Consider the following 20,801-nt stretch of genomic DNA (forward strand, 5'->3'; position numbering starts at 1 on the left):
ATGCCGAGGTTCTGACCCTATGACCAACGAAACCGAAACGCCGAACACTGGTGAACAGTCGCAGGAGTATGGCGCAGAATCGATCAAGGTTCTTAAGGGCCTTGAAGCTGTGCGCAAACGTCCGGGCATGTATATCGGCGATACCGATGACGGTACCGGTTTGCACCATATGATCTACGAAGTCGTCGATAACGCAATCGACGAAGCCTTGGCCGGTCACTGCGATACCGTCTGGGTCCAGCTCAACGGTGATGGTTCTGCCACCATCCGCGATAACGGCCGTGGCATTCCGACCGACATGCACAAGGAAGAAGGCGTTTCCGCCGCCGAGGTCATCATGACCCAGCTGCATGCCGGCGGTAAGTTCGACCAGAATTCCTATAAGGTTTCCGGTGGTCTGCACGGCGTGGGCGTGTCGGTGGTGAACGCGCTGTCGACGCTGCTCAAGCTCCGCGTCTGGCGTAACGGCAAAGAACACTACATGGAGTTTTCCGGTGGGGACGCGATCAAGCCGCTTGAGGTTGTCGGTGATGCGCCGCTGACCGCGGATGGCACGCCGCTTTCGGGGACCGAAGTGACCTTCTACCCGGATGCCGAAATCTTCACGATGACCGATTTCGACCTGCCGACGCTGGAACATCGCCTGCGCGAACTGGCCTTCCTGAACTCGGGCGTGATCCTGACGCTGCGCGATGAACGCAGTGGTGAGCCGACCGAAATCAAACTGCATTACGAAGGCGGTATTCGCGCCTTTGTCGAATATCTTGACCGCAACAAGGCCCGTCAGATCGAAGAAGCCATTTGCATCGAAGGCGAAAAAGACGGCATCACCGTCGAAGTCGCCCTGCAATGGAATGACAGCTACCACGAAACCACGCTGTGCTTTACCAACAACATCCCGCAGCGTGATGGCGGGACGCACATGGCCGGTTTCCGTGCTGCTCTGACCCGACAGATCAACAGCTACGCCCAGGAAAGCGGCATCGCCAAAAAAGAAAAGGTTGCCCTTTCCGGTGATGATGCCCGTGAAGGCCTGTCTTGCGTGATTTCGGTCAAAGTGCCGGACCCGAAATTCTCGTCCCAGACCAAGGACAAGCTGGTCTCGTCCGAAGTCCGCCCAGTCGTTGAAAACATCGTCAATGACAAGCTTGCCCAGTGGCTTGAAGAACATCCGCAGGACGCGCGCAAGATCGTCACCAAGGTGGTCGAAGCGGCATCTGCCCGTGAAGCGGCCCGCAAGGCCCGCGAACTGACCCGCCGCAAGGGCGCGCTTGATATCTCGTCCCTGCCGGGCAAATTGGCCGACTGTCAGGAACGCGATGCGTCCAAAGCCGAACTGTTCATCGTGGAGGGTGATTCCGCAGGTGGTTCGGCCAAACAGGGCCGTGAACGTGGTTTCCAGGCGATCCTGCCGCTGCGCGGTAAGATCCTCAACGTCGAACGCGCGCGCTTTGACAAGATGCTTTCAAGTCAGGAAATCGGCACCCTGATTACCGCCATGGGCACCGGTATTGGCCGCGATGACTTCAATATCGAAAAGGCCCGCTACCACAAAATCATCATCATGACTGACGCCGACGTCGATGGTGCACATATCCGAACCCTGCTTCTGACCTTCTTCTATCGTCAGATGCCCGAACTGATCGAACGCGGCTATCTCTATATCGCACAGCCGCCGCTTTATCGCGCCAAACGCGGGAACTCGGTCCAGTATCTCAAGGACGACCGCGAGATGGAGCAATACCTGACCGCACAGGGCACCGAAGAAGCCGTGCTTACCCTTGCCGGTGGCCAACAGCTTGCCGGCCCAGATCTGGTCCGTGTGGTCGAATTGGCGCGTAAGGCCAAGGGCTTCCTGGAGCCGCTGTCGATCAAGCTTCCGATTTCGGTTCTCGAACAGGCAACCCTTGCTGGCGCGTTGAACCCGGCCTTGCTTGATGACGATGGCAAACGCGTTGAGGCGGCCGAAACGCTCGCCAAACATCTTGATACTCTTGAAGAAGACTATGATCGCGGCTGGCATGGCGAAGCACCGCTTGATGAAATCGTGCTCTGGCGCATGCTGCGCGGCGTTGAACAGCGTCACGTGATTGATGGCAACATCCTGCGCTCGGCCGAGGCCCGTGCAATTGCCGGTATCCTTGGCGAACTGCGCGAACTGTTTGAAAAGGGCGCTGAATTCGTGGCCAAGGACAAGACCTGGAAAATCAACGGCCCGGTCGATCTGGTCAATGCGGTGATGGAATATGGCCGCCGCGGCATTTCGGTCCAGCGTTATAAGGGCCTTGGTGAAATGAACCCGGATCAGCTTTGGGAAACCACGCTCGATCCGAACGTCCGTTCGCTCCTGCAGGTCAAAGTCGCCCACGCCGACGAGGCAGAGGAAGTCTTCTCGACCCTCATGGGCGACGTCGTCGAACCCCGCCGCGACTTCATTCAGTCGAACGCGCTTAAGGTCGCAAACCTCGACGTATAAGCGACCTTGACGTTGTAAGATCACGCCAAGAAAAACAAAGCCGGAGATGGGAAAACCATCTCCGGCTTTTTCTTTGGTGCGCCTCGCGTGCTAATTTTTGCACAGCGATTTTCAAATCAGAGCATCCCTTCGGACTTGGCCCAATCAAGCGCCCGGTCAAGCGCACGGCCCAGGCGGGCGTGGATTTCACGCACGTCATCCTCGGTCACGATCAGCGGTGGGCAGAGTGCGACCGTGTCATAGACGTTGCGGCAAATAAGCCCTTCCTCGGCGGCAAGGGCCACGACCTTGGCGGCAACCGTGCCCGGTTTGCCAAACGGCTGTTTGGTTTTTTTGTCTGCCATTTCCAGACCCGCAATCAGGCCGACACCGCGAATTTCGCCGATCAACGGATGATCGGCAAAGGCGCGCAAACCATCCTGGAACATCGGCTCCAGGCGTTTGGCATTGCCCATCAAATCGCGTTCTTCGATGATATTGAGGTTTTCCAGACCAACCGCACAGGCAACCGGATGTCCGGTGCCGGTAAAGCCGTGGCCGAAATTGCCAAGCTTGGCGGTGTTGTCGGCAATCGCGTTATAGACCTTGTCATTCACCACAATCGCGGCAAGCGGCATGTAGGACGAGGTCAGCTGTTTGGATGTCACCAGAATGTCCGGCGTGAAGCCATATTTTTCACAGCCAAAACGGGCACCAGTCCGGCCGAAACCGTTAATGACTTCGTCGGAAACGACCAGAATGTCGTACTTGTGGCAGATTTCAACCACACCCGGCCAGTAACCTTCCGGCGGCGTCATCACACCACCTGCACCCATCACCGGTTCGCCAATAAAGGCCGCGATGGTTTCCGGGCCTTCGGCAAGGATGGTGTCTTCAAGTTCCTTTAAAAGGCGCGCGGTGAATTCGCTCTCGGACTCGCCCTCTTCGCCATAACGCCAGAAATGCGGGCAGCTCAGATGCGTCACCGGAATGGCCGGAAGGTCAAAGTCCTTCTGGTTGCCGGCAAGCCCGGTCAGCGAGCCCGATGCAATCGTAATCCCGTGATAGGCCTTGGTGCGCGACAGGAACTTCTTCTTTTCCGGACGGCCCAAACCGTTATTGAGGAACCAGGCCATCTTGACGACGGTGTCGTTGGCTTCCGACCCGGAATTGGTAAAGAACACGCGGTTCAGGCCTTCGGGCGTCATTTCCACCAGCTTTTCGGCCAGACGGATCGATGGCTCGTGCGCCTTGTGCGCAAAGCTGTGGTAATAGGGCAGGCGTTTAAGCTGCGCATAGGCGGCATCGGCCAGACGGGTTTCAGAAAAACCAACCGCAACCGACCAAAGCCCGGCAAGACCTTCGATATATTCCTTGCCTTCGCTGTCGGTGACGCGGGCGCCATTGCCCTCGGCCATGATCATCGGGCCCTTTTCTTCGTGCAGTCGCATATTGGTGTATGGATGCATCGAATGTGCGATGTCGGACATGTGGAGCGAATTCGGCCGATGGTTCATGTGAAACTCCCGTTCTGATGATGAGGCCCTGATATGGGGCGGCCATTTTGTTCTGCAGTATATGCGGTTGCGATCAAACCCGCCATTGGTGGCTGATGCGGGTCAGTTTCTCTCAAGTGCGGGTATTTTTGCGCCCAAATAACCCGAAAGAAAAGATGTCAGCGACGTGGTCAGTGATGGTGTCAGATATCCACCCTCTTGCACAATAACCGTCGGATAGCCCGCCGCAGCAATTTTTTCACCGGCACGACGCAGTCCGTCCCAACTTACTTTCATGCCAAGCAACGGGTCATCTTCGTGGGTATCAAGCCCAAGGCTGAGAACCAGCGCACCGGGATTGAATTGGGCAATACGGTCAAGGGCGGTGTCAATCGCGGCAAGCCATGCTGCGTCTGTGGTGGTGCGAGGCAGGGGCAGATTAAGATTATATCCGTCGCCGTTCCCTGTGCCGGTCTCGTGGGCAAAGCCGGTAAAGAACGGGTAATAGTCCGTGGGGTCGGCATGGATGGAGGCGGTCAGGACATCGCCCCGATCATAAAAGATATCCTGCGTGCCGTTGCCATGATGGACATCGATATCAAATATCGCGACGCGATCATGTGCGGTGCGCAGGCGTGCAGCCGCAATGGCGGCATTATTCAAAAGGCAATGACCGGCGGCAATTTCGGCACTGGTGTGATGGCCCGCCGGCCGACACAGCGCATAGGCCTTGTCATCGCCCGCCAGCACAGCATCGGTTGCGGCAATGGCGCAATCGGCGGCACGGAGGGCCGCCTGCCAGCTATTCTGGCCAATCGGGGCCGACGTATCGCCCATATGCCAGCCCGCCCGGGCCAGAATGGTGTGCGGATAGGATGATGTTGCGGCACGCGGAAAGACGTTGGGCACGACTTCCGGGCCCGCATCGGGCTGTTTTTGCCATTCATCCCACGCCGTTTCGAGGAACTTTAAGAACCGCTTGGTATGAACGGTTTCAAGGGCTGCCATCGGGGCGCGTCCGGGCTCGGTTACCGACAGGGAAAGCGCATCAAGACCAGCCAGCAAAAGCTTGGCGCGTTCGGCCTGTTCGGCATTGCGCTGGATCTTGCCATAGGTCAGCCGAAAAATCGGATCGTGTGTTTCGGTCTCTGGGGCGTAGAAGCATTTCATGTCGACGTTTTGCCTTCTTCCAGAAGGCGGAACTGATCGATCACGATGCGTTGCGCCTCCGAAATGTGGTAGCGGATCGCCGAAACGGCCTTGGTGGCATCGCGTGCCCGTAGGGCTTCAAGAATCGGTTCGTGTGTTTCTGCAATGCGGGTCGGATCGTCATATAACTGCCCGATCAGCATGATGCTGAACTCGGTTTCTATGGCGACCTGTTCGAACACCTGCAGGAATTTCGGGTTGTCGCTGCCAGTACACATCAGCCGGTGAAACTGCATGTCGGCCTCGACCTGGGTGAAAATATCAGCCTCTTCGGTGGCAACCCGGTGAAGCTCGGCCACCTGTGCGCTCAGGGCTTCCTCGATCTCGTCGTTCCAGTTCTGCACCAGACGTTCGACCACGGCCGTCTCAATCGCCAGTCGCAACTCATACAGATCATTGAGCGCCTTTATCGAAATCTGACGCACAAAAAATCCCCGGTTCGGCTCGGACCTCACCAGTCCCGAACTTTCAAGCAACCTCGCCGCTTCACGGACCGGTGCCCGGCTGACCCCCAATTCGCGGGCAACAACCGATTCGGATAGCCGCGCACCCGGTGCGAGCTTTCCGCTGACGATTGCTTTGCTCAGCAACTTGGCAACCCGCTGGACGAGCCCTTCACGGTCAATCTGTTGGAAGCCGGAGGACGGCTGTGTCTGTGTCATATGTAAGCCCGCAGAAGGTGGATTTGAATTCTTTGAATTAAGCCCGCAACAGACGCCAAAGAAAGATGCATGACTCCGGTCAGTCTAGGCAACGAATTGTAGATTGTCGACAATTTACTTGACTGCGCCGGGATCATCCCGCAGCCTTGAAGCAATCAAAAAAGCGACATAACGAAAGGGCGGCATTAATGCGCGATGCTAAGAGTGATCAGTCGATATCCGAAATCCGCCGCGATCTGGCTGCGGCCTATCGGTTGATCGCGCTCGAGGGCATGGATGACGGCATCTACACCCATATTTCCGCACGGCTCCCGTCCGGACCGGGGGGCGAGCAACGCTTTCTGCTCAATCCGTTCGGTCTGCGGTTTGACGAAGTCACCGCGGCCAATCTGGTAACCGTCGATGAAACCGGTGCCGTGATTGACGACCCCTATGGTGCGGGGGTGAATGCCGCTGGCTTTACCATCCATTCGGCCGTTCACATGGCGCGCCACGATGCGGTTTGTGTGCTCCATACCCACACGGTGGCGGGTGTGGCGGTTTCATCAAATCAGGAAGGACTGCTGCCGCTCAATCAATGGTCGGCACAGTTTTACGACCGGATTGCCTTCCACGACTACGAAGGCATTGCGCTTAATCTTGAGGAACGCGCCCGCATTGTTGCCGATCTCGGCGACAAATCGGTGATGTTGCTGCGCAATCACGGAACGTTGCTTTTGGGCCGCTCGGTGGCCGAGGCGGTCAAGCTGGCCTTGAACCTTGAACGGTCCTGCAAGGCGCAGGTTGCCGCGCTGGGGATGGGCCTGACCCCGGTTGTGCTCGGCCATGACGTTGCCGAACATACGGCCTCCCAATACCAGTCGATGTACGATTCTTATGAACAAAAGGGCAAACCAGACCCGGAATGGGCCGCCCAACTGCGCCGGCTTGATGCCAGCGCCCCGGGTTACCTCGGGTAACCTGTGCACCTGGGTCACGCCTGTGGCCTTTGGCTAAACAAAACGTGGTAACACCAATAAAAACAAGAACCTAAATGCAAAACACAATCAGGGAATGCTATGAAATATTTAAAGGTGACTACTTTTCTCATCGCCGCCGCCCTGGCCTCGCCAGTGGCGGCACAGGAAGCTGGCGGTCGGCTTGATATCGTTGTTCAGCCCGAACCACCGGGACTGATGCTCGGCCTCGTGCAAAACGGCCCGACCCAGCTTGTCGCAGGCGATATCTATGAAAGCCTGCTGCGCTATGACAGCGACCTGACCCCGATGCCGAGCCTGGCCAAAAGCTGGGAAATCTCCGACGACGGTCTGACCTACACCTTCAAGCTTAATGAAGGTGTCAAATGGCATGACGGCGAAGATTTCACCGCCGATGACGTTGTCTTTTCCGCGGACGTTTTCCTGCGTGAAACCCATGCGCGTCTGCGTGCGTCGCTGGCCTATGTCGAAAGCATCACCGCCCCGGATCCGATGACGGTTGTCTTCAAACTCAAAGAACCGTTTGGTCCGTTCATCAACGCCTTTGAAAACGGCACCATGCCAATCGTGCCCAAGCACATCTACGAAGGTACTGACTTCGCCAACAACCCGGCGAACGCCACCCCGATTGGCACGGGTCCGTTCAAGTTCAAGGAATGGGTCAAGGGCAGCCACATTCATCTCGTCAAGAACGAGGACTACTATGTCGATGGCCTGCCCTATCTCGATGAAGTCTTTTACCGTGTGATCCCGGATGCTGCGGCGCGTGCGGTGGCGTTTGAAACCGGCGAAGTTGATGTTCTGCCGGGCGGTTCAGTTGAAAACTGGGATATCCCGCGTTTGGCCGAAATGGATGGTGTGTGTGTCACCGAAAAGGGCTGGGAATTCCTCGCGCCGCTGGCTTGGATGTGGCTTAACAACCGCGAAGGTCCGACCGCCAACGAGAAGTTCCGTCAGGCTGTCATGTACGCCATGGATCGTGAATTCATGCGCGATGTGGTCTGGAACGGCTTTGGCAAGGTTGCGACCGGCCCGATTGCGTCGAGCACCAATTTCTATTCCGATGACGTGACCATTTATGATCACAACCCGGACAAGGCCAAGGAACTTCTGGCCGAGATGGGTTATGACGGTGAGCCGGTCAGCATCCTGCCGCTGCCATATGGCGAAACCTGGCAACGCTGGGCCGAGGCCGTCCGTCAGAATCTCAGCGAAGTCGGCATCAATGTCGAAATCGACAGTGCCGATGTCGCGGGCTGGAACGAAAAAACGTCCCAGTGGGATTACGACATGGCCTTCACCTATCTCTATCAGTACGGTGATCCGGCCCTTGGTGTTTCGCGCAACTATACCGCCGATCGCATCAAGAAAGGCAGCCCGTGGAACAATGTCGAAGGCTATGAAAACCTGGCACTCGATGAAAAATGGGCCGCTGCTGCGACGATGGTAACACCCGAAGAACGCGAAGCAGCCTATGCCGAAATCCAGAAGGAAATCGTCGATGACGTTCCTGTCGCCTGGATGCAGGAACTGACCTTCCCGACGATCTACCGTTGCAACGTCAATGATCTGGTGACCACGGCCATCGGTGTGAATGACGGTCCGCGTAACGCCTGGATCAAGAAGTAACATTGTGGGCGGACCGGTTGCCGGTCCGCCCCCTTCTTTTCCTGATTGCCCGCGTTCAGGCGGGATTTCAATTACGGGATGCAACGGGGACCTATGACCATATTCGCTGTCGTGGTGTCGCGGCTATCCAAGGCTATTCTGACCTTGCTGGCCATTGCGATTCTGAACTTTTTCCTCATCCATGCCGCGCCGGGTGACCCGGCTGTCGTGCTGGCCGGTGAAGCCGGTGCCGCTGACGAACAGATGATCGAACAGCTGCGCGAACGCTTTGGCCTTGATCAGCCGCTTTATGTCCAGCTTGGCAAATATGTCGCCGGTATTGTGCAACTTGATCTTGGCTATTCCTTCCGCCAGGGCGCACCTGTGGCCGAACTCATTGCCGATCGGTTGCCGGCAACCTTGCTGCTGACATTAACCGCCTTTGTCGTGTCGCTGGTGTTGGGCATCGCCTTTGGGGTTGCCGCCGCTGCACGTGTTGGTAAGCCGTCTGATACCGTCCTGACCACGATGGCGCTTTTATTCTATGCAACGCCGCTATATTGGCTAGCCCTTATGGCGGTTCTGGTGTTTTCCGTATGGTTTGGATGGCTGCCGGGCTTTGGCTATGAAACAGTCGGGGCGAACTATACTGGTCTGGAGCGCGTCCTTGATATTGGCAGCCACCTGATCTTGCCAGCCCTGACACTGGGTCTGTTCTTTACTGCGGTCTATATGCGCATGGCGCGTGCCTCGATGCTTGAAGTCTCGCAGCTTGATTTCGTCAAAACCGCCAAGGCCAAGGGCCTGTCGGATGCGGTCATTCGCCGTCGTCACATCCTGCGCAACGCCATTTTGCCGGTGGTGACCCTGGCCGGCTTGCAGGCCGGTCAACTTGTCGGCGGGGCAGTTCTGACCGAAACGGTCTTTGCTTGGCCCGGTATTGGACGCCTGATGTTCGAAAGCCTGGCTGCACGTGACTACAACACGATTTTGGGCGTGTTCCTTGTCTCGGCGGCCATGGTCATCCTGTTCAACATCGTGACCGACATTGTCTATCGCATTGTCGATCCCCGTATCGGAGCCCGTAGCTGACATGTGGAAACGTTTCAGAAGCAATATGGGCGCCATGATCGGTGTCGTCTTGCTGATCTCCGTGATCGTCATCGCCCTGATCGCCCCCTTGATCTTCTCCGATGGGCCTTGGCAGATGGTTCAACGCCCGTTCCTGGCACCTTTCGCCGTTGATGGTTTGCCCTTGGGCACAGATACACTGGGCCGTAATGTGGCAGCCCAACTGGCCTATGGCGCGCGGGTTTCCCTTCTGGTCGGGCTGGTTTCGACCGTGGTTGCCTTGCTGATCGGTGTGCCGTTGGGCGCCTTGGCCGGGTTCTATGGTGGCTATGTCGATGAAGGTGCGATGCGCTTCACCGAGTTTTTCCAGACCATCCCGAACTTCGCGCTCGCCATCGTGCTGGTGGCGATCTTTGAACCAACATTGACCTCCATCACCATTGCGATTGCCATTGTCAGTTGGCCGCCCGTCGCCCGTCTTGTCCGTGCCGAAGTGATGTCGGTGCGCACGCGTGAATTTGTCGATGCGGCGCGTCTGGCGGGGCTTTCAAAACCGCGCATCCTGATCCAGCAGGTGCTGCCAAACACCGTCTCGCCAATCATTGTCATGGCATCGCTGATGGTCGCGACTGCGATCCTGCTTGAAAGCTCGCTCTCGTTCCTGGGGCTTGGCGATCCAAACGCGATGTCATGGGGCTATATGATCGGGGCTGCCCGTACTGTCATCCGCACAAGCTGGTGGCTCAGCTTCTTCCCTGGCATTGCCATCGTGATCACCGTTTTGGCGCTCAACCTGATCGGTGAGGGGCTCAATGATGCCTTCAATCCGCATCTGTCGCGAAAGGGCAAAGCATGAGTGCGACACTGACAATTGAACGGCTGACAATCGGCCTGCCCGAGGGTGCAGATCGCCCCTTCGCGGTCGAAAATGTCAGCTTTGACATCGACAAGGGACAGATCCTTTGCGTGGTGGGCGAATCCGGCTCTGGCAAGTCAATGACGGCCAATGCCCTGATGGGGCTGCTGCCCCAGGGGGTAGAGGTCAAATCAGGCCGGGCCATGTTCGAAGCCCGCGATGTCCTGCGCCTGCCCGAAGTTGAAAAGCAGGCCCTGCGCGGTGCCCAGATCGCCATGATCTTTCAGGAACCGATGACCGCACTCAACCCGTTGATGCGCATCGGTGATCAGATTTCCGAGGTGTTCGCGGCACACGGTCTTTATACCCAATCCGAACGCCGCAAACGCGCATTGGACCTTGTCCGCGAAGTCGGGCTTCCCGATCCGGAAAAAATCATCCGCGCCTATCCGTTCCAGCTTTCAGGTGGGCAACGCCAACGCGCGATGATTGCCATGGCATTGGCGTTGGAGCCCAAACTCCTGATCGCCGATGAACCGACAACCGCCCTTGATGTCACCACCCAGGCACAGATCCTGAAGCTTATTCTCGATCTGCGCAAAAAGCGCGGCATGGCCGTGATGTTCATCACCCATGACTTTGGTGTGGTCGCCGAAATTGCCGATCAGGTGATTGTCATGCGCGAAGGCAAGGTTGTTGAACGCGGTGATGCGGCATCGGTTCTTGATAACCCACAGCACGACTATACCAAACGTCTGCTCGATGCCATTCCGACCGGAAAACTTCCGGAGGCACGCGAACTGAGCAATACACCGGCGCTTGAAATCAAAAACCTGCGCAAAACTTTCCGGACGGGTGGTGGCTTGTTCAAACCCGTACGTGAAGTTCATGCGGTCGATGATGTCTCGCTTACGGTGGCCCGCGGCGAGGTGCTGGGGCTTGTCGGCGAGTCCGGGTCGGGCAAGTCGACATTGGGTCGCACGGCAGTTCGGCTGGTGACGCCGGATGGTGGTCACGTCATGGTTGGCGGCGTTGATCTGGCCGCACTGTCCGAGGAAGAACTCCGCCGTCAGCGCAACAAGGTCCAGATGGTTTTTCAGGATCCCTATGCCTCGCTTAATCCGCGCCAACGGATCATGAGTGCGCTGACAGATGGGCCGATCAACCGTGGCGTGCCCAAGGAAAAGGCCCAAGCCAAGGCAAAGGAACTGCTCGAAATCGTTGGCCTGGGTGCCGATGCCGCCATGCGCTATCCGCACGAGTTTTCCGGCGGGCAACGTCAACGCATCGGGATTGCCCGCGCACTTGCCATGGAACCGGAACTGATCATTGCCGATGAAGCTGTGTCTGCACTTGATGTGTCGATCCAGGCACAGGTGCTTGATCTGCTGCGCGATTTGCGCGAACGCCTGTCTTTGTCGATCCTGTTCATCACCCATGATTTGCGGGTCGCGGCACAGCTGTGTGATCGCATTGCAGTGATGCAAAAGGGCAAGCTGGTTGAAATTGGCCGGGTCGATGAAATCTTCCTGTCGCCCAAACAGGAATATACCCGTCAACTTCTCGCCGCCGTTCCCGGTGCGGACTGGGCCCAAACCGAAGAAGTGCCAGCATGATTGGCGTTCTGTCTTGTAGCAAAATCGATTTGCGGGGCATTTACGGCCCGCATTTTGATGCCCTGGCACCCGAACTGGACCTGCGCCTGCCCGGCGAGATCGACCGGCCCGAAGATGTCAGTTTCATGGTCACCTTTGTCCCGGCACCGGACGCCTTTACGCGCTATCCGAATTTGCGTGCGATCTATTCGGTGGGGGCCGGTATTGATGCCATCATGGCGTGCCCGTCCTTGCCGCCGGGTGTGCCGATCCATCGGGTCGAAGACCCGGATCAGGCGCTTCAGATGGCCGGTTTCGCCACCTTCCATGTGCTTTGGCACCATCGCAATATGGGCAATCTTCTTGCCAATCAGAAAATCGGACACTGGGAACGCCAGCTGACCGGGCTATCACCGCGTGCACGGCGCATTGGTGTTCTGGGCTTTGGTCTGATGGGGCGTGCGGTCGCAAGGGCACTGGTGGCCTTGGGCTACCCGGTCGCAAGCTATTCCCGTTCGGCCCCAAAGGCACCCGAAGACGGGGTAACGCATTATCGTGATGGGGCGTTTGATGATTTTCTCGCCCAAAGCGACATTCTGATCAATGTGTTGCCGCTCACCGATCAGACCAAGGGACTTTTGGGTGCCGAAAATCTGGCAAAACTGCCCGATGGTGCCGCCCTGATCCATCTTGGTCGCGGCGGGCAGGTCGATGAAACCGCCCTTGTTGATGCCCTTGATCGTGGGCATTTGTCGGGCGCGTCGCTCGATGTGTTTGAAACCGAACCCCTGCCGGCCGGACATCCGCTTTGGCACCATCCCAAGGTTTTCGTCACCCCCCATGTCGCCAGCATTTGCGAACCAAGGGCGACCGTTCTGTCCATCCGCCGGAACCAGCTTCAGTCCGAGCCGATGACAGCTTAACCCAAACCCATAAGGTAGCGCCCCACATGACCATCGATCCGAATTCCCTGTCTGCCCGCGAACTGGCCCGCCGCATCAAAAGCCGGGAAATGCGCGCCACCTCGGTCATTCGCCAAATGCTTGATCGTGTGGCGCGGGTCAATCCGGCTATCAACGCCATCGTTCAGGATTGTGCAGATGACGCCATGCAAGAGGCAGAGCTGCTTGATGCCCGCATCGAGGCCGGGGACGCGGTCGGTCCCTTGGCTGGCATCCCTGTCACGATCAAGGTCATCTCCGATCAGGCGGGCTATGCCACCACCAATGGCACGACGCTGGCCGCCGATCTGATCGCAACCCAAGACAGCCCGTTTTTGCGCAACATGCGCAGCAAGGGCGCGATTGTGATTGGCCGCACCAATACACCGGCCTTTTCCTATCGCTGGTTTACCTCCAACAAGGTGCATGGCACGACGCTTAATCCCCATAACCCGGCCCTCACATCGGGTGGATCCTCCGGCGGGGCCGGGGCGGCCACATCGTCCGGATTGGGTCATATCGGTCATGGAACGGATATCGCGGGCTCGGTGCGCTATCCGGCCTATGCCTGCGGCATTCAGGGATTGCGCCCCACCCATGGCCGCATCCCGATGTTTAACCAGACCGGCGGTGATCGTCCGATTGGCGCGCAACTGATGGCGGTATCAGGACCGCTGGCGCGCAGGGTTGATGACCTTAGGCTCGGGCTTGAGGGCATGGCGGGCTATTCCCCCGATGATCCCTGGAGCGTGCCGATGCCGCTTCGCGGCCCCGATTTTGCCAAGCGTGTTGCCCTTGTCACCCATCCCGGCGGGATTGATACCGATCCGCGCATACTGGCCGATCTGGAACGTGCCGCCGAGATTTTCCGCGCCGCTGGCTGGACCGTGGAAATCCCGGAAATCCCCGAAATTCGCGAGGCCGTCGATCTTCAGATCGACCTTTGGCTTTCGGATGATCACGAAGCCAAACTGAAAGCCGCCCGGGCCGAAGACGATCCGGGCGCGATTGCCCTTCTCGAACATTATGCTGATCGCGCCGCAGCGATTGATAAGGACACGTTTAGTAAGCTCTTTCTCCGCCGCTCGGCCCTGATCCGCGACTGGCGGGCGTTCCTTGAAGATTATCCGGTCGTCCTGATGCCGGTTTCGGCCGAGCTGCCATTTCGCAAGGACGAGGACCTTGAAGGTCCCGCAACCCTGACCCGCCTGTGGAACGCGCAATTGCCGCAAATCGCAATCCCGCTGCTGGGCCTTCCGGCGATCTCGATCTGCTCGGGTGTCGAAAACAATATCCCCTCGGGTGTTCAACTCATCGCGGCCCCCTGGCGCGAAGACATTTGCCTGACCGCTGGCGAGGTGCTTGAACAGGGCTTCGGTCTGCCACAAATGACGCTGTGATTACTGTTCGTCTAAATTGCTGTTTAAGTAATCAACTAATTTAGCTTAAGGCGAATATGCAAAAGCCAAAGGTGATGTAACTTTCATCTTTGGCTTTGCTTTTGGCATGTGATGCTGTCACCGGCTTTTTCTGCCAGACGCCAGATTCTCGATCAGGGTCGTTTGACGATCCAGGCACCGTCGAAGGTCAAAGTGATTAAGGATTGTCTTGCGGGCCCGTTCACGCAGGGGTGTCAGCTCGTCACGATGGGCAAGGCAAAACGCCATCTTCATCGCCAGCGCATCGCTGTCCCAGAAATCGGTCAGAAATCCGTTCTGTCGATCGCGGATCATGTCATAGCAGGGACCAGTGTCCGAGGCAATCACAGGCGCACCACACGCCATGGCTTCCAGTACCGACCAGGACAAAACAAACGGATATGTCAGGTAAACATGCAACGAACTGATCTGGTACATCCGGATCAGTTGGTCATGGGGGATCTGGCCCAGAAAGTGGATGCGTGACGGATCGATTTGCGTTTCTGCCATCATCACATCACGCCACGTTCGCCCGTCCTTGCGCGCCTGTCCGTAACTGACGCCATCGCCCCCGGCGATCACGAACTGGGCATCGGGGTTTTGCTGGGCCAGTGTGGCGGCGGCACGCATAAAGGTCGGAAACCCGCGATAGGGTTCAAGATCGCGCGCGACATAGGTAATCACCTGATCACGCGCGGTCAGCACCCGCCCATCGGGCAAGGTCAGACTGGCGTTTGGATTTGGTTGGCAGCGGTGGGTATCAATCCCGTCATGGCAAACGCCGATCTTGTGGTGATAGGCCGCCGGAAATGCCGATTTCTGCCATTTGGTCGGGCTGATCGCGGCATCAAGCTGATCCAGTGTCGTCAGTTGGGCCGCATTGCGCACCCGAAGTTGGGCGCGTTTCGCCAATGTGATTTCATCATCGGGATCAAAGCCCACGTCGCGCCCGGTGGCGTGATAATAATGTTCACAATAACCGATCAGGGGTGTTTTGGGCATAACGTCGCGGGCAAACATCATGCTGCCCCAACCAATATGGCCGTAAACAATGTCCGGTGCGCCTTCTTCGCGCACAAGGCTTTCAAGGGTTCTGGCGGCCTTAAGTCCCACATCCTGATGATATTGCGCAAACGGTATGGCAGGCGGTGGGGCTGTGACAGGCTGGCGGAGTGTCCGGATGCCGGGCAGGCGCACATTCATTGCTTCGCACAGGAAGGAAACCTGCCATCCGGCATCGGCCAGATGGCAGGCAAGATGTACAAACTGTCCCGGTCCATGACGATGAACGAGGACAATCTTCATCGTCTGTTTCGTGCCTCCTGCACGGCGACGGACCCATTGATGGGAACACCCCCGTACCTGAGCGTCTGTGTCCAGAATTCTTCCAGTCTGCGCAACGTACGCAGCGCTGTTTCCATCTCCTGCTGGTCTTCAAGATTGTTGGTCAGGGCGTCGTGATATTCTTCGTGGAATTCGTGCAATGCCTGACAGAGTTCATGGCCCTTTTTGGTCAATTTCAAACGGGCAGAACGCCTGTCCCGCGCCATGACCTGACGTTCGACATAGCCCGATTCCGCGAGCTGTTTAAGATTATAAGACGCGTTTGAACCCATATAGTGGCCACGATCAAGAAGATCGCGCACCGAGAGTTCGTCTTCGCCAATGGTAAAAAGCAGCGCCACTTGCGCCGGGCTGATGTCATCCTTTCCGAGTCGAATGAGATCTACCCGTAACAAATCCGCAAACCGCCGATAGATCCGCTCGACGGTATTTGCCAGTTCAAGATGAGTGACGGTCATGAGTTTCGATCCGTTATCTGGTCCCAAGCGAGAGTTGATGCCAAGGCGCAATTGCCCTGACACAAATTTCGTATTGGGGAAGATAACAAGACGTTGTTCTTGAACAATTTTTCCGAACGCCTCTTTCTTCCCGCAGGTTTGCTCGTTGTACGGAAGTAATTCGAAAGTATTTTTATTTTTGAATTACTTCCGTTGTTAATGTTTTTACATTGACTAATCATCAACATGAGATCGACATATTTAATTTTATTGTAGATCATCCTGTCATCGCAACTATGTGATTAGATTGCGGAAAAACTATGACTTTTGCTTAATTGGATGATTTTCGATGCAATTTCGCCGCAAAAAGCTGGCAAAACCGGTGGATTCGCCTGTGAATTCGCACGCGAATTCGAAGGAAGCCCGGCCCGAACTTGATGCAAGATCGGTCATTCGCGAGGCCCGCTTTACGTTCGTGCGCGGGCTTGGATGGGCCGGTGTCATGAGCGGCTTCATCAATATCCTTCAACTTACCGTGCCGCTGTTCATGCTTCAGGTGCATGACCGCGTGATCAACAGTCAAAGCACCGATACCCTGCTTTTGCTTCTGGTGATCGCGGTCTGTGCGATCATTCTGTATGGCATCCTTGATTTCGTGCGCGCACTTGTCTTTCAGGAAATGGCAAAGTCGCTTTTGCGCCGGTTGAACCTGCCGGCAATTTCGGCGGCCATGCGTGTGGCACTTGAAAAAGGATCGCTGCACGGCACCCAGGTCCTGCGCGACCTTTCTGATCTGCGCAACTTCATCACCGGCACCACCATCGCCGCTCCGCTTGAAGCGATCTGGTCGCCGATTTTCCTTTTCGTGATGTTTGCCCTGCATCCCTATTACGGGATTGCCGGGCTGGTGGCGGTTTTGACCCTGATTGGGTTAAGCCTGCTCGGTGATGTGATGGTCCGTCAGGTCACCAAGGAAGGAACAGACGCCAATCTGCGCAATATCGGCGATATCGGATCGACGGTTTCAAACGCCGAAGTGATCGAGGCAATGGGCATGATGCCAGCCCTCGCCCTGCGCTGGCGTCAGGCACAAATCCACGCCAGCGAATTGCTTGATGTCGGCAACGTGCGCAGCAAGGGCATGTATTCCATCACCCGCTCTGCCCGGTTTGGCATGCAGATCATTGTGCTGGCCATGGGGGCCTACCTTGTCATTCAGGGCGAAACCACGCCGGGTGCCATGATCGGCGGGACCGTGATCATGGGGCGGCTGTTGCTGCCGTTTGATAATGTCACCCGCGACTGGCGGGCATGGGTCGGGGCGTTTTCATCGTGGAAACGCATTCGATTGATGCTCGAAGAAAGCCAGTCCGAACGCGAAATCAAACCAACCCCGCGTTCCGAAGGTCCGCTGGTTGTCGATAATCTGGTCTATGCCGTCCCGGGCTCAAATGTGCCGGTGCTGCGCGGGATCAGTTTCGAACTGTCGCCGGGCGATATATTGGGTGTGGTCGGGCCGTCTGCGGCCGGGAAATCAACCCTTTCAAGATTGCTGGTCGGCACGGCAAAGCCTGCGACGGGCGGTGTCTATCTTGACGGGCATAATGCCTATCTCTGGGAGCGCGGATCATTTGGCGACATGGTCGGCTATCTGCCGCAATCGGTATCGCTTCTGAACGGTACCATCCGCGACAATATAAGCCGCATGCGCGACGCAAGCCCGCGCAAGGTGATCGAGGCTGCCCGTGCGGCCGGTGTGCATGAAATGATCGGGCGATTGCCGCTGGGCTATGACACGCCGATTGGTGCCGGCCGACATACCCTGTCTGGCGGGCAGCAACAGCGCATTGCTTTGGCGCGCGCGCTTTATGGCTGGCCGCGCCTCTTGGTGCTTGATGAACCCAATGCCAACCTGGATGCCGAGGGCGAAGCATCCCTTATCCGTGCTGTGCGCCAGGCTGCGGATTCCGGTGCAATGGTGGTGCTGATCGCGCACCGTCAAAGCATCATGCAATATGCCAACAAGCTTTTGGTGATGCAGGACGGACGGGTCAAACAGTTCGGCGAACGAACAGACGTGATTCGCAATCTGTCCAATGAAAGCGACGACATCAAAAGCCTCCCCCCGGTAAAGCGTAAACATGAAAACGGAGGTGCGGCATGACCCGTGTCATTAATCTTGAAGGCGGTGGCGCGGCACTCCCGGCCGAAGAACCGCAAGTCGCCTGGCACCAGATCCTCTCGGAAGAACGCGAAGCATCGCGCCAAAGCCTGCGCAAGCCGATCCTGGCCGGATTGTTCGTCATTGTGCTGGGGTTTGGCGGGTTTCTGACCTGGGGCTTTACCGCCGAACTCGATAGCGCGGCTGTTGCGACCGGCTCGGTGATTGTCGATTCGAAAAAGAAAGTCGTTAATCACTATGAGGGCGGCATCCTCAAACAGCTTCTGGTCGAGGAAGGCGAAAAAGTCACCGCGGGCCAGACCCTTGCCCTTCTTGATGGCACACGTAGCGAGTCGGAGCTCGGCCAGTTGCGCGGTGAACGGTTTGGTCTGATGGCCAAGCTTGCCCGGTTGCGCGCCGAACAGCGCGGCCAGGAAAACATCACCTTCCCACAGGAACTTCTCGCCAGTGACGAGGCCTATGTCGCCGATATCCTCAGCGATGAAAAACGCCTGTTTGCCAAGCGCAAGGAAGTCTATGCCGCCAAACGTGATGCCCAGGCCAAACAGATCGAACAGTTCGAGGCCGAAGCCGAAGCACTGGTCTCACAGATCAAAGCCCGCACACGTCAGGAAAAGCTCGTCGCCGAACAGCTTGCGGGGATTCGCCAACTGGCCGAAAAGGGCTTCGCCACCCGCACCCAACTGGTCGAGATTGAAAATAACTGGTCGGATCTGGTCGGTGATATGGGCGAATTCAAAGCCCAGCGTGCCGCCGCCCAACAGCAAAAGGCCGAAGCCGAGATCAATCTCGCCTCGATTGAAATGGAATGGCAAAGCGATATCGCAACGGAAATTCAGGAAGCCCAGCTTGCCTTGAACGACGTCACCCAACGTATCCGCGCAAGTCAGGACGTGCTTGATCGCCTCGAAGTGCGTGCACCCCAGGCCGGAACGGTTGCCAACATCCAGATCAGAACCCCCGGCGGTGTGATCAGTCCGGCCGAACCGATCATGGATATCATCCCCGAAGATGAGCCACTGGTGATCGAAGCACGGATCAACCGACAGGATATCGACTCGGTCCAGGTCGGATCAAAGGCGCAAATTCGCCTGACCGCCTATAGTCAGCGTCGACTGGCCCCCCTGAATGGTGAGGTAAGCTATGTTGCCGCTGACCAGACCGTCGATGAACAGCGCGATGCGTCTTACTATATCGTGCGGGCGGCGATTGATCCGGCCGAACTGGCAAAACATGATGACATCAATCTGCGTCCGGGCATGCCAGCCAACATTCTGGTTCTGAAAACCCCGCGCAAGGCCATCGATTACCTGATCGATCCCATCACCCAAAGCATGGAAAAGGCCTTCCGCGAGGAATAATCGCCTTTGCGAATATGGGCTCGATCCCCGGGCTGCACCCGTTTGTCGGCGGGGCAGCCCTTTTCTTTTCAAGTATAGATCGAATTTTGAACCAAATAATAAGTAAAATTGAATTAGTATTCAGACAATAAATGTAATGAATCTCAAACTAAGTCATAATGTTGACAAAATAAAAACACGACAATACCCTCCAATGACAAAGTAAAAAAATATAGGATTTCTGAGTGGTCGTTTCCACGGGGCTCAGAACGTCCAGAGGGAACGGCCATCCTCTCGTGAGGGAAATATCCCCACGATGTCATTAATGTTGGGACACGAAGGAGGATTACATGGCAACTCTCGAAGGCGGCGCCTTTGATGATGCGCTTCTCGGATCTCGTTTCAGTGACGTCATTTTCGGACGTGGCGGAGACGATACAATCTTCGGACAAGGTAATGATGACGTGCTGTTTGGCGAAGAAGGCGATGATGCCTTGTTCGGCGGATCGGGCGACGATGTTGCCGTTGGTGGCGAAGGTGATGATGTCCTGTTCGGTGGATCGGGTGACGATGCACTGATCGGGGGCGACGGCAGCGACCTGATGATGGGTGGCTCCGGTGAGGATGTTCTGTCAGGGGGTGCGGATTCCGACATCCTGCTTGGCGGTTCAGACAATGACGTTCTCGACGGCGGATCAGGCAATGATGTCCTGATCGGCGGTGCAGGCGACGATATCGTTCTCGGCGGTGGCGGAGACGATGTCATGCTTGGCGGTTCTGGAGACGATGTGCTTCAGGGCGGCGAGGGTGATGACCTGATGCTTGGCGGCTCCGGGGATGATGTCCTCGAAGGCGGCGCAGGCGATGACATCATGTCTGGTGGTTCCGGTGCAGACACCTTTGTCTTCTCCGGCGGCGGCGGCAACGACGTCGTACTCGACTTCCAGGCTGGCGAAGACATGCTTTCCATTAGCAGCAACATCAACGACACCGGCATCGCAAGTGCCGATGATGTCGCTGCGCGTGCAACGCAAGTCGGTGCCAACACCGTCATCGATCTTGGCAATGGGGATTCGATTACCCTCAACAATGTCGATGCCGAAGACGTACAGGACGATCCGGACAGCTTCTTTAGCGTCCAGTAATCCGTTGGCGGCGTCCGCAGCTTCGGCTGCGGGCGACCCGTCCTGAACTTCAAGTTAGTGAAAGA

General features: G+C 57.0%; 16 protein-coding genes. 11 read left to right on the forward strand and 5 right to left on the reverse strand.

Going from position 1 to position 20,801, the window contains the following annotated elements:
- Window positions 1-19 precede the first annotated feature (19 nt).
- Window positions 20-2,476: a DNA topoisomerase (ATP-hydrolyzing) subunit B gene (gyrB, locus tag FHI25_RS06710; RefSeq protein WP_210516168.1), complete on the forward strand. Its 2,457-nt coding sequence runs from the start codon at window positions 20-22 to the stop codon at window positions 2,474-2,476.
- 116 nt (window positions 2,477-2,592) lie between these two features.
- On the opposite strand, the gene FHI25_RS06715 is transcribed toward gyrB, so the two are convergent.
- The 3 genes from FHI25_RS06715 to FHI25_RS06725 all read right to left on the reverse strand — a co-directional run bounded on the left by FHI25_RS06715 (window position 2,593) and on the right by FHI25_RS06725 (window position 5,822).
- The gene (locus FHI25_RS06715) at window positions 2,593-3,972 is read right to left on the reverse strand and encodes an aspartate aminotransferase family protein (RefSeq protein ID WP_210516170.1); all 1,380 of its coding nucleotides are present in this window, start codon (window positions 3,970-3,972) and stop codon (window positions 2,593-2,595) included.
- Window positions 3,973-4,074: 102 nt separating this feature from the next.
- On the reverse strand, window positions 4,075-5,121 hold the full coding sequence (locus FHI25_RS06720) for a histone deacetylase family protein (RefSeq protein ID WP_210516172.1): 1,047 nt from the start codon (window positions 5,119-5,121) through the stop codon (window positions 4,075-4,077).
- Entirely contained in the window at window positions 5,118-5,822 is a 705-nt protein-coding gene (locus tag FHI25_RS06725) for a GntR family transcriptional regulator (RefSeq protein WP_210516174.1), read from the reverse strand. The genes FHI25_RS06720 and FHI25_RS06725 overlap by 4 nt, the downstream gene beginning before the upstream one ends.
- Before the next feature lie 188 nt (window positions 5,823-6,010).
- Here FHI25_RS06725 and FHI25_RS06730 point away from each other — a divergent pair, with 188 nt between their 5' ends.
- From FHI25_RS06730 to FHI25_RS06760, 7 genes are all read left to right on the forward strand, one after another.
- The gene (locus FHI25_RS06730) at window positions 6,011-6,781 is read left to right on the forward strand and encodes a class II aldolase/adducin family protein (protein WP_210516176.1); all 771 of its coding nucleotides are present in this window, start codon (window positions 6,011-6,013) and stop codon (window positions 6,779-6,781) included.
- Between the two features lie 114 nt (window positions 6,782-6,895).
- Window positions 6,896-8,428 carry an ABC transporter substrate-binding protein gene (locus FHI25_RS06735; RefSeq protein ID WP_349237975.1) on the forward strand — a complete coding sequence of 511 codons (1,533 nt, stop codon included), beginning with the start codon at window positions 6,896-6,898 and terminating at the stop codon, window positions 8,426-8,428.
- Window positions 8,429-8,521: 93 nt separating this feature from the next.
- On the forward strand, window positions 8,522-9,499 hold the full coding sequence (locus FHI25_RS06740) for an ABC transporter permease (RefSeq protein WP_008888981.1): 978 nt from the start codon (window positions 8,522-8,524) through the stop codon (window positions 9,497-9,499).
- 1 nt (window position 9,500) lies between these two features.
- Window positions 9,501-10,334 carry an ABC transporter permease gene (locus FHI25_RS06745; protein ID WP_210516180.1) on the forward strand — a complete coding sequence of 278 codons (834 nt, stop codon included), beginning with the start codon at window positions 9,501-9,503 and terminating at the stop codon, window positions 10,332-10,334.
- Window positions 10,331-11,950 carry an ABC transporter ATP-binding protein gene (locus FHI25_RS06750; RefSeq protein ID WP_210516182.1) on the forward strand — a complete coding sequence of 540 codons (1,620 nt, stop codon included), beginning with the start codon at window positions 10,331-10,333 and terminating at the stop codon, window positions 11,948-11,950. Before FHI25_RS06745 ends, FHI25_RS06750 begins: the two co-directional genes overlap by 4 nt.
- Window positions 11,947-12,852: a glyoxylate/hydroxypyruvate reductase A gene (locus FHI25_RS06755; RefSeq protein ID WP_210516184.1), complete on the forward strand. Its 906-nt coding sequence runs from the start codon at window positions 11,947-11,949 to the stop codon at window positions 12,850-12,852. Before FHI25_RS06750 ends, FHI25_RS06755 begins: the two co-directional genes overlap by 4 nt.
- A 26-nt stretch (window positions 12,853-12,878) precedes the next feature.
- Window positions 12,879-14,270, forward strand: a complete 1,392-nt coding sequence (locus tag FHI25_RS06760) for an amidase family protein (protein WP_210516186.1) — start codon at window positions 12,879-12,881, stop codon at window positions 14,268-14,270.
- Window positions 14,271-14,387: 117 nt separating this feature from the next.
- On the opposite strand, the gene FHI25_RS06765 is transcribed toward FHI25_RS06760, so the two are convergent.
- On the reverse strand, window positions 14,388-15,593 hold the full coding sequence (locus FHI25_RS06765) for a glycosyltransferase (protein ID WP_210516188.1): 1,206 nt from the start codon (window positions 15,591-15,593) through the stop codon (window positions 14,388-14,390).
- Entirely contained in the window at window positions 15,590-16,090 is a 501-nt protein-coding gene (locus FHI25_RS06770) for a winged helix DNA-binding protein (protein ID WP_008888987.1), read from the reverse strand. Before FHI25_RS06770 ends, FHI25_RS06765 begins: the two co-directional genes overlap by 4 nt.
- Window positions 16,091-16,418: 328 nt before the next feature.
- Between FHI25_RS06770 and FHI25_RS06775 the strand changes: the two genes are divergently transcribed.
- The 3 genes from FHI25_RS06775 (at window position 16,419) to FHI25_RS06785 (ending at window position 20,736) form a co-directional block, all read left to right on the forward strand.
- Window positions 16,419-18,233, forward strand: coding sequence for a type I secretion system permease/ATPase (locus FHI25_RS06775; protein WP_210516190.1), 1,815 nt, complete (start codon window positions 16,419-16,421; stop codon window positions 18,231-18,233).
- Complete coding sequence (locus FHI25_RS06780) at window positions 18,230-19,612, forward strand: HlyD family type I secretion periplasmic adaptor subunit (protein ID WP_008888989.1); 1,383 nt, start codon at window positions 18,230-18,232, stop codon at window positions 19,610-19,612. The genes FHI25_RS06775 and FHI25_RS06780 overlap by 4 nt, the downstream gene beginning before the upstream one ends.
- Window positions 19,613-19,941: 329 nt before the next feature.
- Window positions 19,942-20,736, forward strand: coding sequence for a calcium-binding protein (locus FHI25_RS06785; protein WP_210516192.1), 795 nt, complete (start codon window positions 19,942-19,944; stop codon window positions 20,734-20,736).
- Window positions 20,737-20,801: the final 65 nt, after the last annotated feature.

This window comes from Thalassospira sp. ER-Se-21-Dark (assembly GCF_017922435.1).
GTDB lineage: Bacteria > Pseudomonadota > Alphaproteobacteria > Rhodospirillales > Thalassospiraceae > Thalassospira.